The organism is Streptomyces sp. NPDC093598 (genome assembly GCF_044764825.1).
Classification (GTDB): Bacteria; Actinomycetota; Actinomycetes; order Streptomycetales; family Streptomycetaceae; genus Streptomyces.
Genome location: NZ_JBIWIV010000008.1, coordinates 79,372 through 97,569, shown reverse-complemented (window position 1 = coordinate 97,569; position 18,198 = coordinate 79,372). Strand labels below are relative to the sequence as shown.

Here is an 18,198-nt window from a genome sequence, read left to right as displayed (position 1 = left end):
ACGGTAATGAGGAAACGAGGTCGGATGATGCGTACGCGTCCGCTGAAGGTGGCGCTGCTGGGCTGTGGAGTGGTCGGCTCAGAGGTGGCGCGCATCATGACGACGCACGCCGACGACCTCACCGCCCGGATCGGGGCCCCGGTGGAACTCGCGGGCGTGGCCGTGCGGCGGCCCGACCGGGTGCGCGAGGGCATCGCCCCCGAGCTCGTCACCACCGACGCCACCGCCCTCGTCAAACGCGGCGACATCGACGTCGTGGTCGAGGTCATCGGCGGCATCGAGCCCGCGCGCAGCCTCATCACCACCGCCTTCGAGCACGGCGCCTCCGTCGTCTCCGCCAACAAGGCGCTGCTCGCCCAGGACGGGGCCGCCCTGCACGCCGTCGCCGAGGAGCACGGCAAGGACCTCTACTACGAGGCCGCCGTCGCCGGTGCCATCCCGCTGATCCGGCCGCTGCGCGAGTCCCTCGCCGGCGACAAGATCAACCGGGTGATGGGCATCGTCAACGGCACGACGAACTTCATCCTCGACAAGATGGACTCGACCGGCGCCGGCTATCAGGAGGCCCTCGACGAAGCCACGGCCCTGGGGTACGCGGAGGCCGACCCGACCGCCGACGTCGAGGGCTTCGACGCCGCCGCCAAGGCCGCGATCCTCGCCGGCATCGCCTTCCACACGCGGGTGCGCCTCGACGACGTCTACCGCGAGGGCATGGCCGAGGTGACCGCGGCCGACTTCGCCTCCGCCAAGGAGATGGGCTGCACCATCAAGCTGCTCGCGATCTGCGAGCGGTCCGAGGACGGAGCCTCCGTCACCGCGCGCGTGCACCCGGCCATGATCCCGCTGAGCCACCCGCTGGCCTCCGTCCGCGGCGCCTACAACGCCGTGTTCGTCGAGTCCGACGCCGCCGGGCAGCTCATGTTCTACGGTCCCGGAGCGGGCGGTTCCCCCACCGCCTCCGCCGTGCTCGGCGACCTCGTCGCCGTCTGCCGCAACCGGCTCAGCGCCGCGACCGGACCCGGCGAGTCCGCCTACGCCGCGCTGCGGGTGTCGCCGATGGGCGACGTGGTCACGCGGTACCACATCAGTCTGGACGTGGCCGACAAACCGGGTGTTCTCGCCCAGGTCGCGACCGTCTTCGCCGAGCACGGAGTCTCGATCGATACGGTTCGCCAATCGGGGAAGGACGGCGAGGCCTCCCTCGTCGTCGTCACGCACCGTGCGTCCGACGCCGCCCTCACCGGGACCGTCGAGGCGTTGCGCAAGCTCGACACCGTGCGTGGTGTCGCCAGCATCATGCGGGTTGAAGGAGAGTAACCAGCAATGACTCACCAGTGGCGCGGAATCATCGAGGAGTACCGGGACCGGCTGCCGGTATCCGACACCACGCCGGTCGTGACGCTCCGCGAGGGCGGCACGCCCCTCGTGCCCGCGCAGGTGCTCTCCGAGCGCACGGGCTGCGAGGTCCACCTCAAGGTGGAGGGCGCGAACCCGACCGGTTCCTTCAAGGACCGGGGCATGACCATGGCCATCACCCGGGCCAAGGAGGAGGGCGCGCAGGCCGTCATCTGCGCCTCCACCGGCAACACGTCGGCCTCCGCCGCCGCGTACGCCGTGCGGGCCGGGATGGTCTGCGCCGTGCTCGTGCCGCAGGGCAAGATCGCGCTCGGCAAGATGGGCCAGGCCCTCGTGCACGGCGCGAAGATCCTCCAGGTCGACGGCAACTTCGACGACTGCCTCACGCTCGCGCGCGGCCTCAGCGACAACTACCCCGTGGCTCTGGTCAATTCGGTCAACCCGGTACGTATCGAGGGCCAGAAGACGGCCTCGTTCGAGATCGTGGACATGCTCGGCGACGCGCCCGACATCCACGTCCTGCCGGTGGGCAACGCGGGCAACATCACGGCCTATTGGAAGGGCTACACGGAGTACGCCGCCGACGGTGTGTCCACCCGGACCCCGCGGATGTGGGGCTTCCAGGCCTCCGGCAGTGCCCCGATCGTGCGCGGCGAGGTCGTCAAGGACCCCTCGACCATCGCCACGGCCATCCGCATCGGCAACCCGGCCTCCTGGCAGTACGCCCTCGCCGCGCGGGACGAGTCGGGCGGTTTCATCGACGAGGTGACGGACCGTGAGATCCTGCGCGCCTACCGGCTGTTGGCCTCGCAGGAGGGCGTCTTCGTCGAGCCGGCGTCCGCCGCGTCCGTCGCCGGTCTGCTGAAGGCGGCCGAGCAGGGCAAGGTCGACCCGGGGCAGCGGATCGTGTGCACCGTCACCGGCAACGGGCTGAAGGACCCCGACTGGGCCGTCGCCGGTGCCCCGCAGCCGGTCACCGTACCCGTCGACGCGGCGGCAGCGGCGGAGCGCCTGGGTCTCGCCTGAGGGCGCCCGGATCCGGCCTGACGTGCACCGACGCCCCGAGCGCCGGTGCACCGCCCGGCACGGTCCGGCGTAAGACGGCGCTTGCCCGGGGAGGTTCCCTACGGGGGGTGCACAGGGGGCTTACGACACGCATCGTGCGCCTCCTGTGCGCCCTATGTCGCCACAGAACCTTCCTTCGATAGGCTGTACTGAACCCGCCCGCCGCATATGCCTCCGCAAGGAGCACGGTGCCGCGCCGTCTCCGCGGCCGGGACAGCGGCCGGCCAACGCGGCCGGCAGCGGCCCGCAGGGTTCTCGTACGCCATCGAATGTCCACTGAACGTCATTCGACAATCACCGCAGCTCAAGGAGAGTCATCGAGCGATGGCCGGTCCAGCGTTCCGCGCCGCCGCCGTCCGGGTGCGCGTCCCCGCCACCAGCGCCAACCTCGGCCCGGGCTTCGACGCCCTCGGCCTCGCGCTGGGCTTGTACGACGACGTGGTCGTCCGGGTGGCCGACTCCGGGCTGCACATCGACATCGCGGGTGAGGGAAGCGAGACGCTCCCGCGCGACGAGAAGCACCTTCTCGTACGTTCCCTGCGCACCGCCTTCGACCTGCTGGGCGGGCAGCCGCGCGGCCTGGAGATCGTCTGCGCCAACCGCATTCCGCACGGCCGGGGCCTCGGCTCCTCCTCGGCCGCCATCTGCGCCGGGATCGTCGCCGCCCGCGCCGTGACCATAGGCGCCGAGGCCAAGCTCGACGACACCGCGCTGCTGGAGCTCGCCACGGAGATCGAGGGCCACCCCGACAACGTCGCGGCGTGCCTGCTCGGCGGCTTCACGCTGTCCTGGATGGAGGGCGGCGCGGCTCGCGCGATCAGGATGGAGCCCTCGGATTCCATCGTTCCGGTGGTTTTCGTCCCTGGAAAGCCGGTTCTCACGGAAACCGCGCGCGGCCTGCTCCCGCGCACCGTGCCGCACGTCGACGCGGCCACCAACGCCGGCCGGGCCGCCCTGCTCGTCGAGGCCCTGACGCGGCGCCCGGAACTGCTGCTGCCCGCCACCGAGGACCGCCTGCACCAGGAGTACCGCGCCCCCGCCATGCCCGAGAGCGCGGCACTGGTGGAGCGGCTGCGGGGCGACGGCATCCCCGCGGTGATCTCCGGGGCCGGACCGACGGTCATGGCGCTGGCGGACGCGGACACCGCCGACAAGGTCGAAGCCCTGGCGGGCCCGGAGTGGGCCGCGAACCGGCTGCGCCTCGACCAGCAGGGCGCGAGCGTGCTGCCGCTCGCGGCCCCCGGTGACATCTGAAAGCGCGCGATTGCCGGATTTCGAGAGGGGGAATGTTTGTTGGATCCGGTAGTGTTAACCTCAAGTCTGCACCCGACCCCACCATGGCGAGGTGCCTCGTGTCCCCGTCCGGGACAGACATTCTTCCGGGAGCCCCCCAAGCCGCACTGTGTTCCGTACGTCGGACCGTACGCCGTACAAGGACACTGAGCGGGGCGCAGGGCATGCTCCGGAACCGGTGCGACCACGCCGCGTGACACTGACACTGGGTGCCACGGCTCAAGGAAGCGCCATCACCAGATTCCTCCGCCGCTTAGGCGGACCACCGCCCCGGCACGGTTCACACCACACGGACCGAAGCCGGACAGCACAACCGGTCGCCGAGCCAGACAGGCCGACGTCCGCTCCAGGGAAGGACCCTTCGTGAGCGACACCACCGATCTGATGGGCGCACGTGTCGAGGAGACCGCTGCCGCGCCCGCCACGGACGCCTCCGCGCCTGCCACCGGTGCCGGCTCCCGGCGGCGCCGCGGTACCGGCCTCGAGGGCATGGTGCTGGCCGAGCTGCAGCAGGTCGCATCCGGCCTCGGCATCAGGGGCACCGCGCGTATGCGCAAGAGCCAGCTGATCGAGGTCATCAAGGAGGCGCAGGCGTCCGGCGGCGCCGCTCCGGCCGCGAAGGCCGACGCCCCCGCCGAGACCAAGCCCAAGCGCCGCGCCACCTCGCGGACCCGTACGGGCGACAACGCCGAGAAGGCGGACAAGAAGGCGGACGCCAAGGAGGCCTCCCAGGCCCCTGCGGACCAGGCCGACAAGGCCGTGGCCCAGCAGCAGATCGAGATCCCCGGCCAGCCCGCCGGGGGCGCCTCCCGGTCGAGCGAGAACGAGCGCGGCGGAGACGAGACGCCCGAGCGCCGCCGTCGCCGGGCCACCGCCGAGGCCGGAGCCCCGGCCTCCGCCACGGAGACCATCGTCGCCGAGGCGAAGAGCGACTCCAAGGCCGAGACGCCGGCCCAGTCGCAGCAGCAGTCGCAGAACAACGAGGCCAAGTCCGACGCCGGTGACGGCGAGGGCCGTCGCCGTGACCGCCGTGACCGCGGCCGGGACCGTGACCGCGGTGACCGTGGTGACCGCGGTGACCGCGACCGTCGCGGTGGCAAGGGCGACGACCAGCAGGGCGGCCAGCGCGGCCAGCAGCAGAACCAGGGCGGCGGCGGCCGTCAGGACCGCGGCCAGCAGCGGGCAGACGAGGACGACGACTTCGAGGGCGGCCGTCGTGGGCGTCGCGGGCGCTACCGCGACCGCCGGGGCCGTCGCGGCCGCGACGACATCGCCTCCGAGCCGCAGATCAACGAGGACGACGTCCTGATCCCCGTCGCGGGCATCCTGGACATCCTCGACAACTACGCCTTCATCCGCACGTCCGGCTACCTGCCCGGCCCGAACGACGTGTACGTCTCCCTCGCCCAGGTCCGCAAGAACGGCCTGCGCAAGGGCGACCACATCACCGGTGCCGTGCGTCAGCCCAAGGAAGGCGAGCGGCGCGAGAAGTTCAACGCGCTGGTGCGCCTGGACTCCGTCAACGGCATGGCGCCCGAATCCGGGCGTGGCCGCCCGGAGTTCAACAAGCTGACGCCGCTGTACCCGCAGGACCGCCTCCGTCTGGAGACGGACCCGGGCGTCCTCACCACCCGCATCATCGACCTGGTCTCGCCCATCGGTAAGGGCCAGCGTGGTCTGATCGTGGCCCCGCCGAAGACCGGCAAGACCATGATCATGCAGGCGATCGCCAACGCGATCACCCACAACAACCCCGAGTGCCACCTGATGGTCGTCCTCGTCGACGAGCGTCCGGAAGAGGTCACCGACATGCAGCGGTCGGTGAAGGGCGAGGTCATCTCCTCGACCTTCGACCGCCCGGCCGAGGACCACACCACCGTCGCCGAGCTGGCCATCGAGCGCGCCAAGCGCCTGGTGGAGCTGGGCCACGACGTGGTCGTGCTGCTCGACTCGATCACCCGTCTGGGCCGTGCGTACAACCTCGCCGCCCCGGCATCCGGCCGCATCCTGTCCGGTGGTGTCGACTCGACGGCGCTGTACCCGCCGAAGCGCTTCTTCGGTGCGGCCCGCAACATCGAGGACGGCGGCTCGCTGACGATCCTCGCCACCGCGCTGGTGGACACCGGGTCCCGCATGGACGAGGTCATCTTCGAGGAGTTCAAGGGCACCGGCAACGCCGAGCTCAAGCTCGACCGGAAGCTCGCCGACAAGCGCATCTTCCCGGCGGTGGACGTCGACGCGTCCGGCACCCGTAAGGAAGAGATCCTGCTCGCCAGCGACGAGCTCGCCATCGTCTGGAAGCTGCGCCGGGTGCTGCACGCCCTCGACCAGCAGCAGGCGGTCGAGCTGCTGCTCGACAAGATGAAGCAGACGAAGTCGAACGCCGAGTTCCTGATGCAGATCCAGAAGACCACCCCGACGCCGGGCAACGGCGACTGAGGCAGGTCGGCTGAGGTAAGGACTGCACAAGAGGGCCGCTCCCCGCACGGGGGCGGCCCTCTGTGCTGTGCGGGTGCGGGTAGGATCACGCTCTCTTCGAACTTGTGATCCCGAGGGGGGACATTCGTGGGTACACCCATGCCCGGGGGCGGTCGGCACAGACGCCGGATACGCATCGCACTGCCCGTCGCCGCGGCCGGTGTCGCCGCCGCCGTGGCCGGCGCGCTGCTGACGACGTCCGCCGGTGCGGCCACCCCGCTGCCGCAGCCGACGGTCAAGCCCGCTGTCAGCTCGCCGTCGCTCGCCGAGCTGGAGAAGCGCGTCGCGGGCGCCATGGCCGGTGACGACGTCGCCGGCAAGACGAGCAAGGCCTCGCTCAGCGCGAGCACCGGCACCAGCAGCATCGACCCCAAGGTCATCGGTGGCAACGAGACCACCATCAGCACGGCCCCGTGGATGGCGCAGCTCCACTACTACGACGACCGGGGCACCTCCAGCACCGGCGACGACATCGGCTTCTTCTGCGGCGGCGCCGTCGTCGCGCCGACGAAGATCCTGACCGCCGCGCACTGCGTCAAGGGCTACAACTGGAACGCCAACGGCGCCGTCGTCACCGGCACCTCCCAGCTGCCCTCGGCCGACGGCACCGACCTGCACGGCGGCACCGTCACCGGCGTCTGGCGGCAGTGGAACCACCCGTCGTACAACGCGACGACCATCGACAACGACATCGCGGTGCTGACCCTGCCCGTCCCGGTCAAGGCCACCCCGATCCGTATGACGACCTCCGGCGACACCACGTCGTACAAGGCCGGCACCAGTGCCAAGGTCTACGGCTGGGGCCGCACCAGCTCCACCAGCGACGACATCTCCGAGACGCTGAAGACGGCCACGCTGCCCATGCAGTCCGACACGACGTGCTCCGGCGCCTACGGCGCGGACTTCGTCAAGGGCCACATGGTCTGCGCGGGCAAGCCCGCCACCGGCAGCGACGCCGGCACCGTCTCCGCCTGCAACGGCGACTCCGGCGGCCCCCTGGTCGTGAACAACCGGATCGTCGGTGTCGTGTCCTGGGGCGTGACGGACTGCGTCGCGAAGGGCGCCTACAGCGTCTTCGCCAAGGTCAGCTCCTACGTCGGCGCCGCCTACCCGCGCCTCGACGACACCAACATCAGCGGCGACCACAAGGCCGACCTCTGGGTGCGCAACGCCTCCACCAAGACCGGCTACTCCAAGGACTCCAACGGCACGTCGTTCGCCGCCCGCCAGTCCTGGGGCAGCTGGGACGGTGTCAACGTGGTCCTGCAGACCGACCTCGACCGCGACGGCTACCAGGACCTGGTCTACCGGCGCAGCAGCGACGGCGACCTCTTCTGGACGCACTACGTCATCTCCAGCGGCACCTGGTCCACCAAGCAGATCGCCGACAACTGGAAGACCCGCACCCGCATCATCATCCCCGGTGACGTCACCGGCGACTACCTGCCCGACCTGCTCTCGGTCGACTCCGCGGGCGTCCTGTGGATCTACCCGGGCAAGGGCAACGGCACGTTCGCGCCCCGCGTGAAGGTCGGCTCCGGCTGGAACCAGTACAACTCCGTGCGCGGCAAGGGTGACTTCAACGGCGACGGCAAGACCGACCTGATCGCCCGCAGCAAGTCCGGCAGCGCCGTCTACCTCTACAAGGGCACCGGCACGGCCGGCTCGGGCGCTTTCTCGGCCCGGGTCAAGGTGCGCACCTGGGCCGACTACAACGCCTTCGACGCGCCCGGCGACGTCACGGGCGACGGCAAGGCCGACTTCCTGGCCCGCACCCCCGGCGGCACGCTCTACCTGTACGCGGGCACCGGCAAGGGGACCAGCGAGATCTTCGCCACAAGGAAGTCCGTGGGCACCGATTTCGAGCAGTACGACATCTTCGGCTGAAACCGCAGGTGAGCGGGGTTCACCCCGCTGTGACGAACACGGACTGTGCCCACCGTTCCACACGGTGGGCACAGTCCGTTGTGCAACCCTTTCCCGAGTTTCTCCGTCTGACCAGGCGGAGCGACGATGGTGCGAGGAAGGGTCTTTTCCGGCCACGCCTGGCACTGACCGCAGGGGGTAACCGACCGTAGAAGAGCTGAGGAGTACATGTCTGCCGAGAGCACGCCGGATCCGGGTATACCGGGTGAGGCCGGCACCAGCGGAGCGCGTCATCGCGGCAAGGGCCGACGCCGCAAGCCCCAGAAGCGTCGCAAGGGCTTGATGATCACGGCCTGGACCGCCGCGGGCATCGTCGTGCTGGGCGGCGCCGGGGCCGGATACATGTACTTCAAGCTCAACGGCAACCTCAAGAGCGTCGACATCGACCAGGCCCTCGGCACGGACCGGCCCGAGAAGGCCGACAACGGCTCCGAGAACATCCTCGTCCTCGGCTCCGACACCCGCGCCGGCGGCAACAAGAAGCTCGGCGGCGGCACCGACGACGGCAGCGCCCGCTCCGACACGGCGATGATCGTGCACGTCTACAAGGGTCACAAGAAGGCCAGCGTGGTCTCCATCCCGCGCGACACCCTCATCGACCGCCCCTCGTGCACGGACACCAAGGGCACCGAGCACCCCGCCGCCCACAGCGTGATGTTCAACTCCGCCTACTCCACCGGCGGGGCGGCCTGCGCCGTGAAGACCGTCGAGTCGATCACCGACCTGCGCATGGACCACTACCTGGAGGTCGACTTCGCCGGCTTCCAGAAGCTCATCGACGACCTCGGCGGCGTCGAGATCACCACGACCAAGAGCATCGACGACCCCGACAGCCATCTGAAGCTGAAGGCCGGGACCCACACGCTCGACGGCAAGCAGGCCCTCGGCCTGGTCCGCACCAGACACGGCGTCGGCGACGGCTCCGACCTGGGCCGTATCCAGCTCCAGCAGGCCTTCATCAAGGCGCTGGTCAACCAGATCAAGGACGTCGGCGTCTTCTCGAACCCGAAGAGGCTGCTCGACCTCGCCGAAACCGCGACCAAGGCGGTGACGACCGACTCCGACCTCGGCTCGGTCAGCAAGCTCGCATCCTTCGCGGGCGGCCTCAAGGGCATCAGCCCGTCCAACATGCACATGGTCACGATGCCGGTGGCCTACGACCCGGCCGACCCCAACCGCGTCCTCCTCCAGAAGAAGAAGGCCGACCAGATCTGGAAGGCCCTGGAGAACGACAGGCCGATCCCGAAGAGTGCGACGGAGGGCAACGCCTCAGGCGAGGCCAAGGGTGTCGTGAGCGGGCCCTAGGGGACACGTCCCCAGGCGCGCGGGAAACCGCGCGACAAGCCCCCACCGGCCCGCAGGGAACAAACAACGGCAACCCCCGGTTTTGGGAGTAGGCCCCAGTCCTGGCAGACTGGTACGTCGGCTCCGGTTCACGCTCCCGCACCCCGCGGCAGCGACCCGGCGCCCTCCCGAACCTAGGAGACACCTTGAAGCGCGACATCCACCCCGAGTACGTCGAGACGCAGGTCAGCTGCACCTGTGGCGCGTCGTTCACCACCCGCAGCACCATCGAGTCCGGCACCATCCGCGCCGATGTCTGCTCCGAGTGCCACCCGTTCTACACGGGCAAGCAGAAGATCCTCGACACCGGTGGCCGTGTGGCCCGCTTCGAGGCCCGCTTCGGCAAGGCCGCCGGCTCCAAGAAGTAGCGAGCCTCAATTCGCCGGTCCACGGAAGCGCCCCCACACCGGGCGCTCCGGGACCGGCGTTTTTGGTCGCCCGCCCTTCACCGCCGTCCGTCCACAGGAGCCCAAGATGTTCGAGGCCGTCCAGGAACTCGTCACCGAGCACGCCGACCTGGAGAAGAAGCTCGCCGACCCGTCGGTCCACTCCGACCAGGCCAACGCGCGCAAGCTGAACAAGCGTTACGCCGAGCTCACCCCGATCGTCGCCACGTACCGTTCCTGGACGCGGACGGGCGACGACATCGAGACCGCGCGGGAACTGGCCGCCGACGACCCCGACTTCGCGGCCGAGGTCAAGGAGCTGGACCAGCAGCGCGAGGAGCTCACGGAGAAGCTGCGCCTCCTCCTCGTCCCGCGCGACCCCAGCGACGACAAGGACGTCATCCTCGAGATCAAGGCGGGCGCGGGTGGCGACGAGTCGGCGCTGTTCGCCGGCGACCTGCTGCGCATGTACCTGCGGTACGCCGAGCGCGTCGGCTGGAAGACCGAGATCATCGACGCCACCGAGTCCGAGCTGGGCGGCTACAAGGACGTCCAGGTCGCCGTGAAGACCAAGGGCGGCCAGGGCGCCACCGAGCCCGGCCAGGGCGTGTGGGCACGGATGAAGTACGAGGGTGGCGTGCACCGCGTGCAGCGCGTGCCCGCCACGGAGTCCCAGGGCCGTATCCACACCTCCGCGGCCGGTGTGCTCGTCACGCCCGAGGCCGAGGAGGTCGACGTCGAGATCAACCCGAACGACCTCCGCATCGACGTCTACCGGTCCTCCGGGCCCGGCGGACAGTCCGTCAACACCACCGACTCCGCCGTGCGCATCACGCACATCCCGACCGGAGTCGTCGCCTCCTGCCAGAACGAGAAGAGCCAGCTGCAGAACAAGGAGCAGGCACTGCGTATTCTGCGCTCCAGGCTGCTCGCGGCGGCGCAGGAGGAGGCCGAGAGGGAGGCTGCCGACGCCCGACGCAGCCAGGTCCGCACCGTCGACCGCTCCGAGAAGATCCGCACGTACAACTTCCCGGAGAACCGCATCTCGGACCACCGCGTCGGCTTCAAGGCGTACAACCTGGACCAGGTCCTGGACGGTGACCTCGACGCGGTGATCCAGGCCTGCGTCGACGCCGACTCGGCGGCGAAACTGGCGGCTGCGTAAGGCAGGCACGAACACGAGCACGTACGAGCAATACGGAGGACTTGCGTGAACCTGCTGCTCGCGGAGGTGGCCCAGGCCACCCAGCGGCTCGCCGACGCCGGCGTGCCCTCGCCGCGTACCGACGCGGAGGAGCTCGCCGCGTTCGTGCACGGCGTCAAGCGCGGCGAGCTGCACTCCGTCAAGGACTCCGACTTCGACGCCCGCTACTGGGAGGTCATCGCCCGCCGTGAGGCCCGCGAGCCGCTCCAGCACATCACCGGGCGTGCCTACTTCCGCTACCTGGAACTCCAGGTCGGACCCGGGGTGTTCGTGCCGCGGCCCGAGACGGAGTCCGTGGTCGGCTGGGCCATAGACGCCGTACGGGCCATGGACGTCGTCGAGCCGTGCATCGTCGACCTGTGCACCGGCTCCGGCGCCATCGCGCTCGCCCTCGCGCAGGAGGTGCCGCGCTCACGCGTGCACGCCGTGGAGCTGTCCGAGGACGCGCTGAAGTGGACCCGCAAGAACGTCGAGGGGTCCCGGGTCGACCTGCGGCAGGGCAACGCCCTCACGGCCTTCCCGGACCTCGACGGCCAGGTCGACCTGGTCATCACCAACCCGCCGTACATCCCGCTCACCGAGTGGGAGTACGTCGCCCCCGAGGCCCGGGACTACGACCCCGACATGGCCCTGTTCTCCGGCGAGGACGGCCTCGACCTGATCCGCGGCCTGGAGCGCACCGCGCACCGGCTGCTGCGCCCCGGCGGCGTCGTGGTCGTGGAGCACGCCGACACCCAGGGCGGCCAGGTGCCGTGGATCTTCGCCGAGGACCGCGGCTGGACCGACGCCGCGGACCATCCGGACCTGAACAACCGCCCGCGTTTCGCCACGGCCCGCAAGGCGCTGCCGTGAACACACCGGGCACCCCGCGGTCTTCGCGGACCTCGCAGACTTCGCGGACTTCATCCCAGCAGCACGTGTACGAGGAGGCCAGCTAAAGATGGCACGGCGATACGACACCAACGACGCGACCGACCGTGTGACCGGTCTGCGCGAGGCAGCGTCCGCCGTCCGCCGTGGCGAGCTCGTGGTGCTGCCGACGGACACGGTGTACGGCATCGGCGCCGACGCGTTCTCCTCGGAGGCGGTCGCCGACCTGCTGGACGCGAAGGGCCGGGGCCGCAACATGCCCACCCCCGTCCTCATCGGGTCCCCGAACACGCTGCACGGCCTCGTCACGGACTTCTCCGAGCTGGCCTGGGAGCTGGTCGACGCCTTCTGGCCGGGCGCGCTGACGCTCGTCGCCCGGCACCAGCCGTCCCTCCAGTGGGACCTCGGGGACACCCGTGGCACGGTCGCCGTGCGCATGCCGCTGCACCCGGTCGCCATCGAGCTGCTGACCGAGGTCGGCCCCATGGCCGTCTCCTCCGCCAACCTGACCGGCCACCCGGCGCCGGAGAACTGCGACGCCGCGCAGGAGATGCTCGGCGACTCCGTCTCCGTCTACCTCGACGGCGGCCCGACCCCCGGCAACGTGCCGTCGTCGATCGTCGACGTGACCCGTGAGGTGCCGCTGCTGCTGCGCGCGGGTGCCCTCTCGGCGGACGAGCTGCGAAAGGTCGTACCCGACCTCGAGGTGGCGAATTGACGGCCCCTGGATCGGGGCGTGGCATAGGCAACGGGGAAAGCGCGGCGGAGATCACGACGACCTTCGTGGGACTTCCGCGCGACAGCTTCCGCATCCTCCACGTCAGCACCGGCAACGTGTGCCGCTCGCCCATCACCGAGCGGCTGACCCGCCATTTCGTCAAGGAGCGTCTCGGCATCCTCGGCGGCGGGCTCATCGTGGAGAGCGCGGGCACCTGGGGCCACGAGGGCGCGCCCATGGAGTCGCACGCGGAGACCGTCCTGGCCGACTTCGGCGCGGACGCCTCCGGGTTCACCGGGCGCGAGCTCCTCGACGAGCACGTGATCCGCGCCGACCTGGTGCTGACCGCCACCCGGGACCACCGGGCGCAGGTCATCTCCATGGGGCACTCGGCGGGCCTGCGGACCTTCACGCTCAAGGAGTTCACCCGCCTGGTGAAGGCCATCGACCCGGCCACCCTGCCGCCCCTGGAGGAGGGCGTGGTCGTCCGCGCGCGTGCGCTGGTCCGTGCCGCGGCCGCTCTACGCGGGTGGCTCCTGGCGCCGACCGCCGAGGCCGACGAGGTCTACGACCCGTACGGCGCGCCCCTGACGTTCTTCCGGTCCATCGGGGACGAGATACACCAGGCACTCGATCCGGTCGTCACGGCCCTCACGGGCGTTCCCGCACGGACGTAACGACCGAGCGCTCCGACGGCCCCGGGCCTACATTGGTCGTACGTCACCGTCGACGCCCGGAGCCCACCATGACGGTCACCCCTGCCATCGAGGCCGACGTCCTGCGCCGCCAGGACCCCGAGCTCGCCGACATCCTGCTCGCGGAGCGGGAGCGCCAGTCGACGACGCTCCAGCTGATCGCCGCCGAGAACTTCAGCTCGCCGGCCGTGCTGGCCGCCCTCGGCTCACCGCTCGCCAACAAGTACGCCGAGGGCTACCCGGGCGCGCGGCACCACGGCGGCTGCGAGATCGTCGACGTCGCCGAACACGTCGCCGTCGAGCGGGCCAAGGCCCTGTTCGGCGCCGACCACGCCAACGTCCAGGCGCACTCGGGCTCTTCGGCGGTGCTCGCCGCCTACGCCGCCCTGCTCCGCCCCGGTGACACCGTCCTCGCGCTCGGCCTGCCCTACGGCGGGCACCTCACCCACGGCTCGCCCGCCAACTTCTCCGGCCGCTGGTTCGACTTCGTCGGATACGGCGTGGACGCGGAGTCCGGGCTCATCGACCACGAGCAGGTGCGCACCCTGGCCCGTACACGCCGGCCCAAGGCGATCGTGTGCGGCTCGATCGCCTACCCCCGGCACATGGACCACGCGTTCTTCCGTGAGGTCGCCGACGAGGTGGGCGCGTACCTCATCGCGGACGCCGCGCACCCTCTCGGGCTCGTCGCCGGGGGAGCGGCCCCGAATCCGGTGCCGTACGCGGACATCGTCTGCGGGACCACCCACAAGGTGCTGCGGGGTCCGCGCGGCGGCCTGATCCTGTGCCGTGCGGAGCTGGCCGAGCGGGTCGACCGGGCCGTGTTCCCTTTCACACAGGGCGGCGCACAAATGCACACCATCGCCGCCAAGGCGGTCGCGTTCGGGGAGGCGGCAACACCGGCGTTCGCCGCGTACGCCCATCAGGTGGTGGCGAACGCACGGGTTCTGGCGGCCCGGCTGGCCGCCGAGGGGCTGGTCGTCACCACCGGCGGCACGGACACCCACCTGATCACCGCCGACCCGGCGCCGCTCGGTGTCGACGGACGCACCGCCCGGGGCCGTCTCGCCGCGGCCGGCCTGGTCATGGACTGCTGCGCCCTGCCGCACGGCGACGCCCGGGGACTCAGGCTCGGCACGGCGGCGATCACCACACAGGGCATGGGGGAGGCGGAGATGGCGCGGATCGCCAAGCTGCTCGCAGGGGTGCTCCGAGGCGTGACGGAGACCTCGAGAGCCCGTGAAGAAGTACGGGAGCTGGCCGGTGGATTCCCGCCGTATCCCGCGTGAGCCGGGGTAAGCGCACCAGGGTGCACAGCCACTCGTGCAACCATCATCGCTACCCGGAAGTCCCCACTCATATGCGCGCATCGCTAGGGTGTGGGGCTGAGATGGCCAGCGAGACCTGTGGGGAAGCCCGTGCGTGAATACCTCCTGACGCTCTGCATCACGGCCGCGGTGACGTATCTGCTGACAGGGCCGGTACGGAAGTTCGCGATCGTGGCCGGAGCGATGCCGGAGATCCGGGCACGTGACGTGCACCGGGAGCCCACTCCGCGCCTCGGCGGTATCGCGATGTTCTTCGGCCTGTGCGCGGGTCTGCTGGTCGCCGACCACCTGACCAACCTCAACCAGGTCTTCGAGACGTCGAACGAACCCCGGGCGCTGCTGTCCGGGGCGGCCCTGATCTGGCTGATCGGTGTGCTGGACGACAAGTTCGAGATCGACGCCCTGATCAAGCTGGGCGGCCAGATGATCGCCGCGGGCGTGATGGTCGTGCAGGGTCTGACGATCCTGTGGCTGCCGATCCCGGGCGTCGGCTCGGTCGCGCTCACCCAGTGGCAGGGCACCCTGCTGACGGTCGCGCTGGTCGTCATCACCATCAACGCGGTCAACTTCGTCGACGGGCTGGACGGCCTCGCGGCCGGCATGGTCTGCATCGCGGCCGCGGCGTTCTTCCTGTACGCCTACCGCATCTGGTACTCGTACGGCATCGAGGCCGCCGCCCCGGCCACCCTCTTCTCGGCGATCCTGATGGGCATGTGCCTGGGCTTCCTGCCGCACAACATGCATCCGGCCCGGATCTTCATGGGCGACTCGGGTTCGATGCTGATCGGCCTGGTCCTGGCAGCGGGCGCGATCTCGATCACGGGGCAGGTCGACCCGGACGCGCTCAACCTGTACGCGGGCTCCGAGAAGGAGGCCGTGCACCAGACGGTCCCCGTGTACATCCCGCTGCTGCTGCCGCTGACGATCATCGCGGTGCCGGCCGCCGACCTGATCCTGGCGATCGTGCGCCGCACCTGGCGCGGCCAGTCGCCGTTCGCCGCCGACCGCGGCCACCTGCACCACCGGCTGCTGGAGATCGGCCACTCGCACAGCCGCGCGGTGCTGATCATGTACTTCTGGTCGGCGCTGATCGCCTTCGGCGCGCTCGCCTACTCGGTCAACTCGGCGTCCATGTGGATCGTGCTCGGTGTGGTGTTCCTGAGCGCGATCGGTCTCCTCCTGCTGCTGCTGCCGCGCTTCACGCCGCGTGCCCCGCGCTGGATGGAGCGCTTCGTTCCGCCGCGCTACCGGCGTCGCGGCTCGGCCGCGGCCCTCTCACCCGAGGCGTCGATGCCGGCCTCCGCGGCGGACCAGTACGCGGAGGCCGGGTCCGAGAACCGCACCCCTGTGGTGTCCGGAGTCTCCGGTGTCAACGGTGCGACGGCCATCGGCCCCCGTTCCCGTCTGGCCGACCGGCGCAAGGCGGGGACCAGGTAAGAATCTGACTAGAGCATTGCCAAGTCGTGGGGTTGCGATGGGGGTGCGAAGCGCCCCAATACCAGACATCTTGGCGCCGTTCTCGCTCAGACGCGCAGGTTCACTCTCATGTGTGACAGTCCGCACACCTTCAGGTAAAGACTGCATCAAATAGTTTGTGATACGGTTCACGAGAACCCCCGGATAGAGCCGAAGGACCGCAGTGCGACGGTCCATTGGCGTGAGGTCTCCACTCAGCCCGGGACTACGCTCGTCCATGACGACACCCCTGCCCCCTGCGAAAGCGGAGTTGCCGCCATGCCGTCCAATGACGCCCGGAACCTCTTGCAGTGCGCTGTGCCCACAGCCGCTGCCGGTGCGGTCGTGGTCGCCGTCAGTGGCGTGGTGGCCGGAGGCAAGGGAGCCATCGGAGCGGCCGTCGGCACCGTACTGGCCATCCTCTTCATGGGGGTCGGTCTCTACGTTCTCCAGTGGACGGCAAAAACGCTCCCGCAGTTGTTCCAGGCCATGGGGCTGATGCTCTATGTCGCCCAGCTGCTGCTTCTCCTGATCTTCGTCGCCCTCTTCAAGGACACCTCTCTCTTCAACGCGAAGACGTTCGCCCTCGGGCTCGTCATCGCCACCGTCGTGTGGATGGCCGCGCAAGCTCGTGCGCACATGAAGGCCAAGATCTTCTACATCGACCCGGACTCCGAGAAGAGCGAGAAGCCCGAGAAGACCGGACCGTCGTCGTGACGAGTAGGGGCGCGATAAAGGGCAGTAGGAACTCCTGCTATCGTCCGGTGCCAACTGCGGCATCGCGGGCGCGGGCATCTGAGCTGACGCCTGCTCGAACGCGAGGCTCGATGCCCCCCAGCCGCCCTCACATCCGTAACACCTGTCCGGTGCCGATCCGCGGCTGCGCGCCGCGCCGACACAACGAGGTTGCCGTACCTATGCGTCACGCCGAAGGAGCCCGCGGTGAGTGCTGACCAGACCCAGCTCGCCTTTGACTGGAGCTGTCGGATCATGTCCGACGGGTGTGGTTTTCCGGCACCGGGCCTGCACTCGTTCCTCTTCAAGCCGATTGCCACGGTTGGAGGGTTCGAGTTCAACAAGGTGATGCTGCTCGCCATCATCACCACCATCCTCGTCATCGGCTTCTTCTACGCGGCCTTCGGCAAGGCGAAGGTGGTGCCGGGCAAGCTGCAGATGGTCGGTGAAGCCGGTTACGACTTCGTCCGCCGCGGCATCGTCTACGAGACCCTCGGAAAGAAGGAGGGCGAGAAGTACGTCCCCTTGATGGTCTCGCTCTTCTTCTTCATCTGGATCATGAACATCTGGTCCGTGATCCCGCTGGCACAGTTCCCGGTGTCGTCGATCATCGCGTTCCCGGCGGTCCTCGCCGTGATCGTCTACGTGACCTGGGTCTCGCTGACCTTCAAGCGGCACGGCTTCGTCGGGTTCTTCAAGAACATCACCGGCTACGACAAGTCGCTCGGCCCGGTGCTGCCGCTCGTGATGGTCATCGAGTTCTTCTCGAACCTGCTCGTCCGGCCGTTCACGCACGCGGTACGACTGTTCGCGAACATGTTCGCCGGCCACCTGATGCTGGTCATGTTCACCGTCGCCTCCTGGTACCTGCTGAACAGCTGGATGATCCCGGCGGCCGGCGTCTCCTTCGTCATGACCATCGCGATGATCGGCTTCGAACTCTTCGTGCAGGCTGTCCAGGCGTACGTCTTCGTGCTCCTCGCCTGCACGTACATCCAGGGCGCTCTGGCCGAGCACCACTGAGCCCCTCACCCCCGCAAGTCCCAAGAACGTCCGGTGGCCAACCCCCGCCGGTCCGTGAAAGAGAAGGAAGAAACAGCATGGCTGCCACTGAGACCCTCGCCGCTGTCTCCGGTTCGCTCGGCTCCATCGGCTACGGCCTCTCCGCCATCGGCCCCGGCATCGGCGTCGGCATCATCTTCGGCAACGGCACCCAGGCCCTGGCCCGTCAGCCCGAGGCCGCCGGCCTGATCCGTGCCAACCAGATCCTGGGCTTCGCCTTCTGTGAGGCGCTCGCCCTCATCGGCATCGTTATGCCGTTCGTGTTCGGTCAGTAATTTCCTGC

At 69.6% G+C, this 18,198-nt stretch carries 16 protein-coding genes; all 16 read left to right on the top strand.

Features of this window, described 5'->3' with window-relative positions; genetic code table 11:
• Positions 1 to 24 precede the first annotated feature (24 nt).
• Positions 25 to 1,317: a homoserine dehydrogenase gene (locus ACIRDU_RS23590; RefSeq protein ID WP_403582358.1), complete on the top strand. Its 1,293-nt coding sequence runs from the start codon at positions 25 to 27 to the stop codon at positions 1,315 to 1,317.
• 6 nt (positions 1,318 to 1,323) lie between these two features.
• Positions 1,324 to 2,382, top strand: coding sequence for a threonine synthase (gene thrC / locus ACIRDU_RS23585; protein WP_403582357.1), 1,059 nt, complete (start codon positions 1,324 to 1,326; stop codon positions 2,380 to 2,382).
• Positions 2,383 to 2,745: 363 nt separating this feature from the next.
• Positions 2,746 to 3,675, top strand: a complete 930-nt coding sequence (gene thrB / locus ACIRDU_RS23580; protein WP_403582355.1) for a homoserine kinase — start codon at positions 2,746 to 2,748, stop codon at positions 3,673 to 3,675.
• A 402-nt stretch (positions 3,676 to 4,077) separates the two neighbouring features.
• A complete protein-coding gene (gene rho, locus ACIRDU_RS23575; protein ID WP_403582353.1) occupies positions 4,078 to 6,153 on the top strand; it encodes a transcription termination factor Rho in 2,076 nt (691 codons plus the stop codon).
• Between the two features lie 138 nt (positions 6,154 to 6,291).
• Entirely contained in the window at positions 6,292 to 8,079 is a 1,788-nt protein-coding gene (locus tag ACIRDU_RS23570; RefSeq protein WP_403582624.1) for a trypsin-like serine protease, read from the top strand.
• Between the two features lie 207 nt (positions 8,080 to 8,286).
• On the top strand, positions 8,287 to 9,423 hold the full coding sequence (locus ACIRDU_RS23565) for an LCP family protein (protein WP_403582351.1): 1,137 nt from the start codon (positions 8,287 to 8,289) through the stop codon (positions 9,421 to 9,423).
• A gap of 185 nt (positions 9,424 to 9,608) precedes the next feature.
• Positions 9,609 to 9,830 (top strand): 50S ribosomal protein L31, encoded by a 222-nt coding sequence (gene rpmE / locus ACIRDU_RS23560; RefSeq protein ID WP_003992975.1) that lies wholly within the window; start codon positions 9,609 to 9,611, stop codon positions 9,828 to 9,830.
• 106 nt (positions 9,831 to 9,936) lie between these two features.
• Entirely contained in the window at positions 9,937 to 11,013 is a 1,077-nt protein-coding gene (gene prfA, locus ACIRDU_RS23555) for a peptide chain release factor 1 (RefSeq protein ID WP_403582349.1), read from the top strand.
• Positions 11,014 to 11,058: 45 nt separating this feature from the next.
• A complete protein-coding gene (gene prmC / locus ACIRDU_RS23550) occupies positions 11,059 to 11,904 on the top strand; it encodes a peptide chain release factor N(5)-glutamine methyltransferase (protein ID WP_234848501.1) in 846 nt (281 codons plus the stop codon).
• Between the two features lie 88 nt (positions 11,905 to 11,992).
• Positions 11,993 to 12,640, top strand: a complete 648-nt coding sequence (locus ACIRDU_RS23545; protein ID WP_356436139.1) for an L-threonylcarbamoyladenylate synthase — start codon at positions 11,993 to 11,995, stop codon at positions 12,638 to 12,640.
• On the top strand, positions 12,637 to 13,317 hold the full coding sequence (locus ACIRDU_RS23540; protein WP_403582347.1) for a protein-tyrosine-phosphatase: 681 nt from the start codon (positions 12,637 to 12,639) through the stop codon (positions 13,315 to 13,317). Before ACIRDU_RS23545 ends, ACIRDU_RS23540 begins: the two co-directional genes overlap by 4 nt.
• Before the next feature lie 68 nt (positions 13,318 to 13,385).
• The gene (glyA, locus tag ACIRDU_RS23535; protein WP_403582345.1) at positions 13,386 to 14,624 is read left to right on the top strand and encodes a serine hydroxymethyltransferase; all 1,239 of its coding nucleotides are present in this window, start codon (positions 13,386 to 13,388) and stop codon (positions 14,622 to 14,624) included.
• 129 nt (positions 14,625 to 14,753) lie between these two features.
• A complete protein-coding gene (locus ACIRDU_RS23530; protein ID WP_403582344.1) occupies positions 14,754 to 16,100 on the top strand; it encodes an MraY family glycosyltransferase in 1,347 nt (448 codons plus the stop codon).
• Positions 16,101 to 16,397: 297 nt separating this feature from the next.
• Positions 16,398 to 16,835, top strand: coding sequence for a hypothetical protein (locus ACIRDU_RS23525; protein ID WP_391213389.1), 438 nt, complete (start codon positions 16,398 to 16,400; stop codon positions 16,833 to 16,835).
• Positions 16,836 to 17,108: 273 nt separating this feature from the next.
• Positions 17,109 to 17,876, top strand: a complete 768-nt coding sequence (gene atpB, locus ACIRDU_RS23520; RefSeq protein ID WP_403582622.1) for a F0F1 ATP synthase subunit A — start codon at positions 17,109 to 17,111, stop codon at positions 17,874 to 17,876.
• Positions 17,877 to 17,953: 77 nt separating this feature from the next.
• Positions 17,954 to 18,190 (top strand): ATP synthase subunit C, encoded by a 237-nt coding sequence (locus tag ACIRDU_RS23515; RefSeq protein ID WP_010040161.1) that lies wholly within the window; start codon positions 17,954 to 17,956, stop codon positions 18,188 to 18,190.
• Positions 18,191 to 18,198: the final 8 nt, after the last annotated feature.

Coding starts and splice junctions, on each gene's coding strand:
- ACIRDU_RS23590 (WP_403582358.1), top strand. CDS start 25: ATGATGCGTACGCGTCCGCTGAAGGTGGCGCTGCTGGGCTGTGGAGTG.
- thrC (WP_403582357.1), top strand. CDS start 1,324: ATGACTCACCAGTGGCGCGGAATCATCGAGGAGTACCGGGACCGGCTG.
- thrB (WP_403582355.1), top strand. CDS start 2,746: ATGGCCGGTCCAGCGTTCCGCGCCGCCGCCGTCCGGGTGCGCGTCCCC.
- ACIRDU_RS23570 (WP_403582624.1), top strand. CDS start 6,292: ATGCCCGGGGGCGGTCGGCACAGACGCCGGATACGCATCGCACTGCCC.
- ACIRDU_RS23565 (WP_403582351.1), top strand. CDS start 8,287: ATGTCTGCCGAGAGCACGCCGGATCCGGGTATACCGGGTGAGGCCGGC.
- prfA (WP_403582349.1), top strand. CDS start 9,937: ATGTTCGAGGCCGTCCAGGAACTCGTCACCGAGCACGCCGACCTGGAG.
- ACIRDU_RS23545 (WP_356436139.1), top strand. CDS start 11,993: ATGGCACGGCGATACGACACCAACGACGCGACCGACCGTGTGACCGGT.
- glyA (WP_403582345.1), top strand. CDS start 13,386: ATGACGGTCACCCCTGCCATCGAGGCCGACGTCCTGCGCCGCCAGGAC.
- ACIRDU_RS23525 (WP_391213389.1), top strand. CDS start 16,398: ATGCCGTCCAATGACGCCCGGAACCTCTTGCAGTGCGCTGTGCCCACA.
- atpB (WP_403582622.1), top strand. CDS start 17,109: ATGTCCGACGGGTGTGGTTTTCCGGCACCGGGCCTGCACTCGTTCCTC.
- ACIRDU_RS23515 (WP_010040161.1), top strand. CDS start 17,954: ATGGCTGCCACTGAGACCCTCGCCGCTGTCTCCGGTTCGCTCGGCTCC.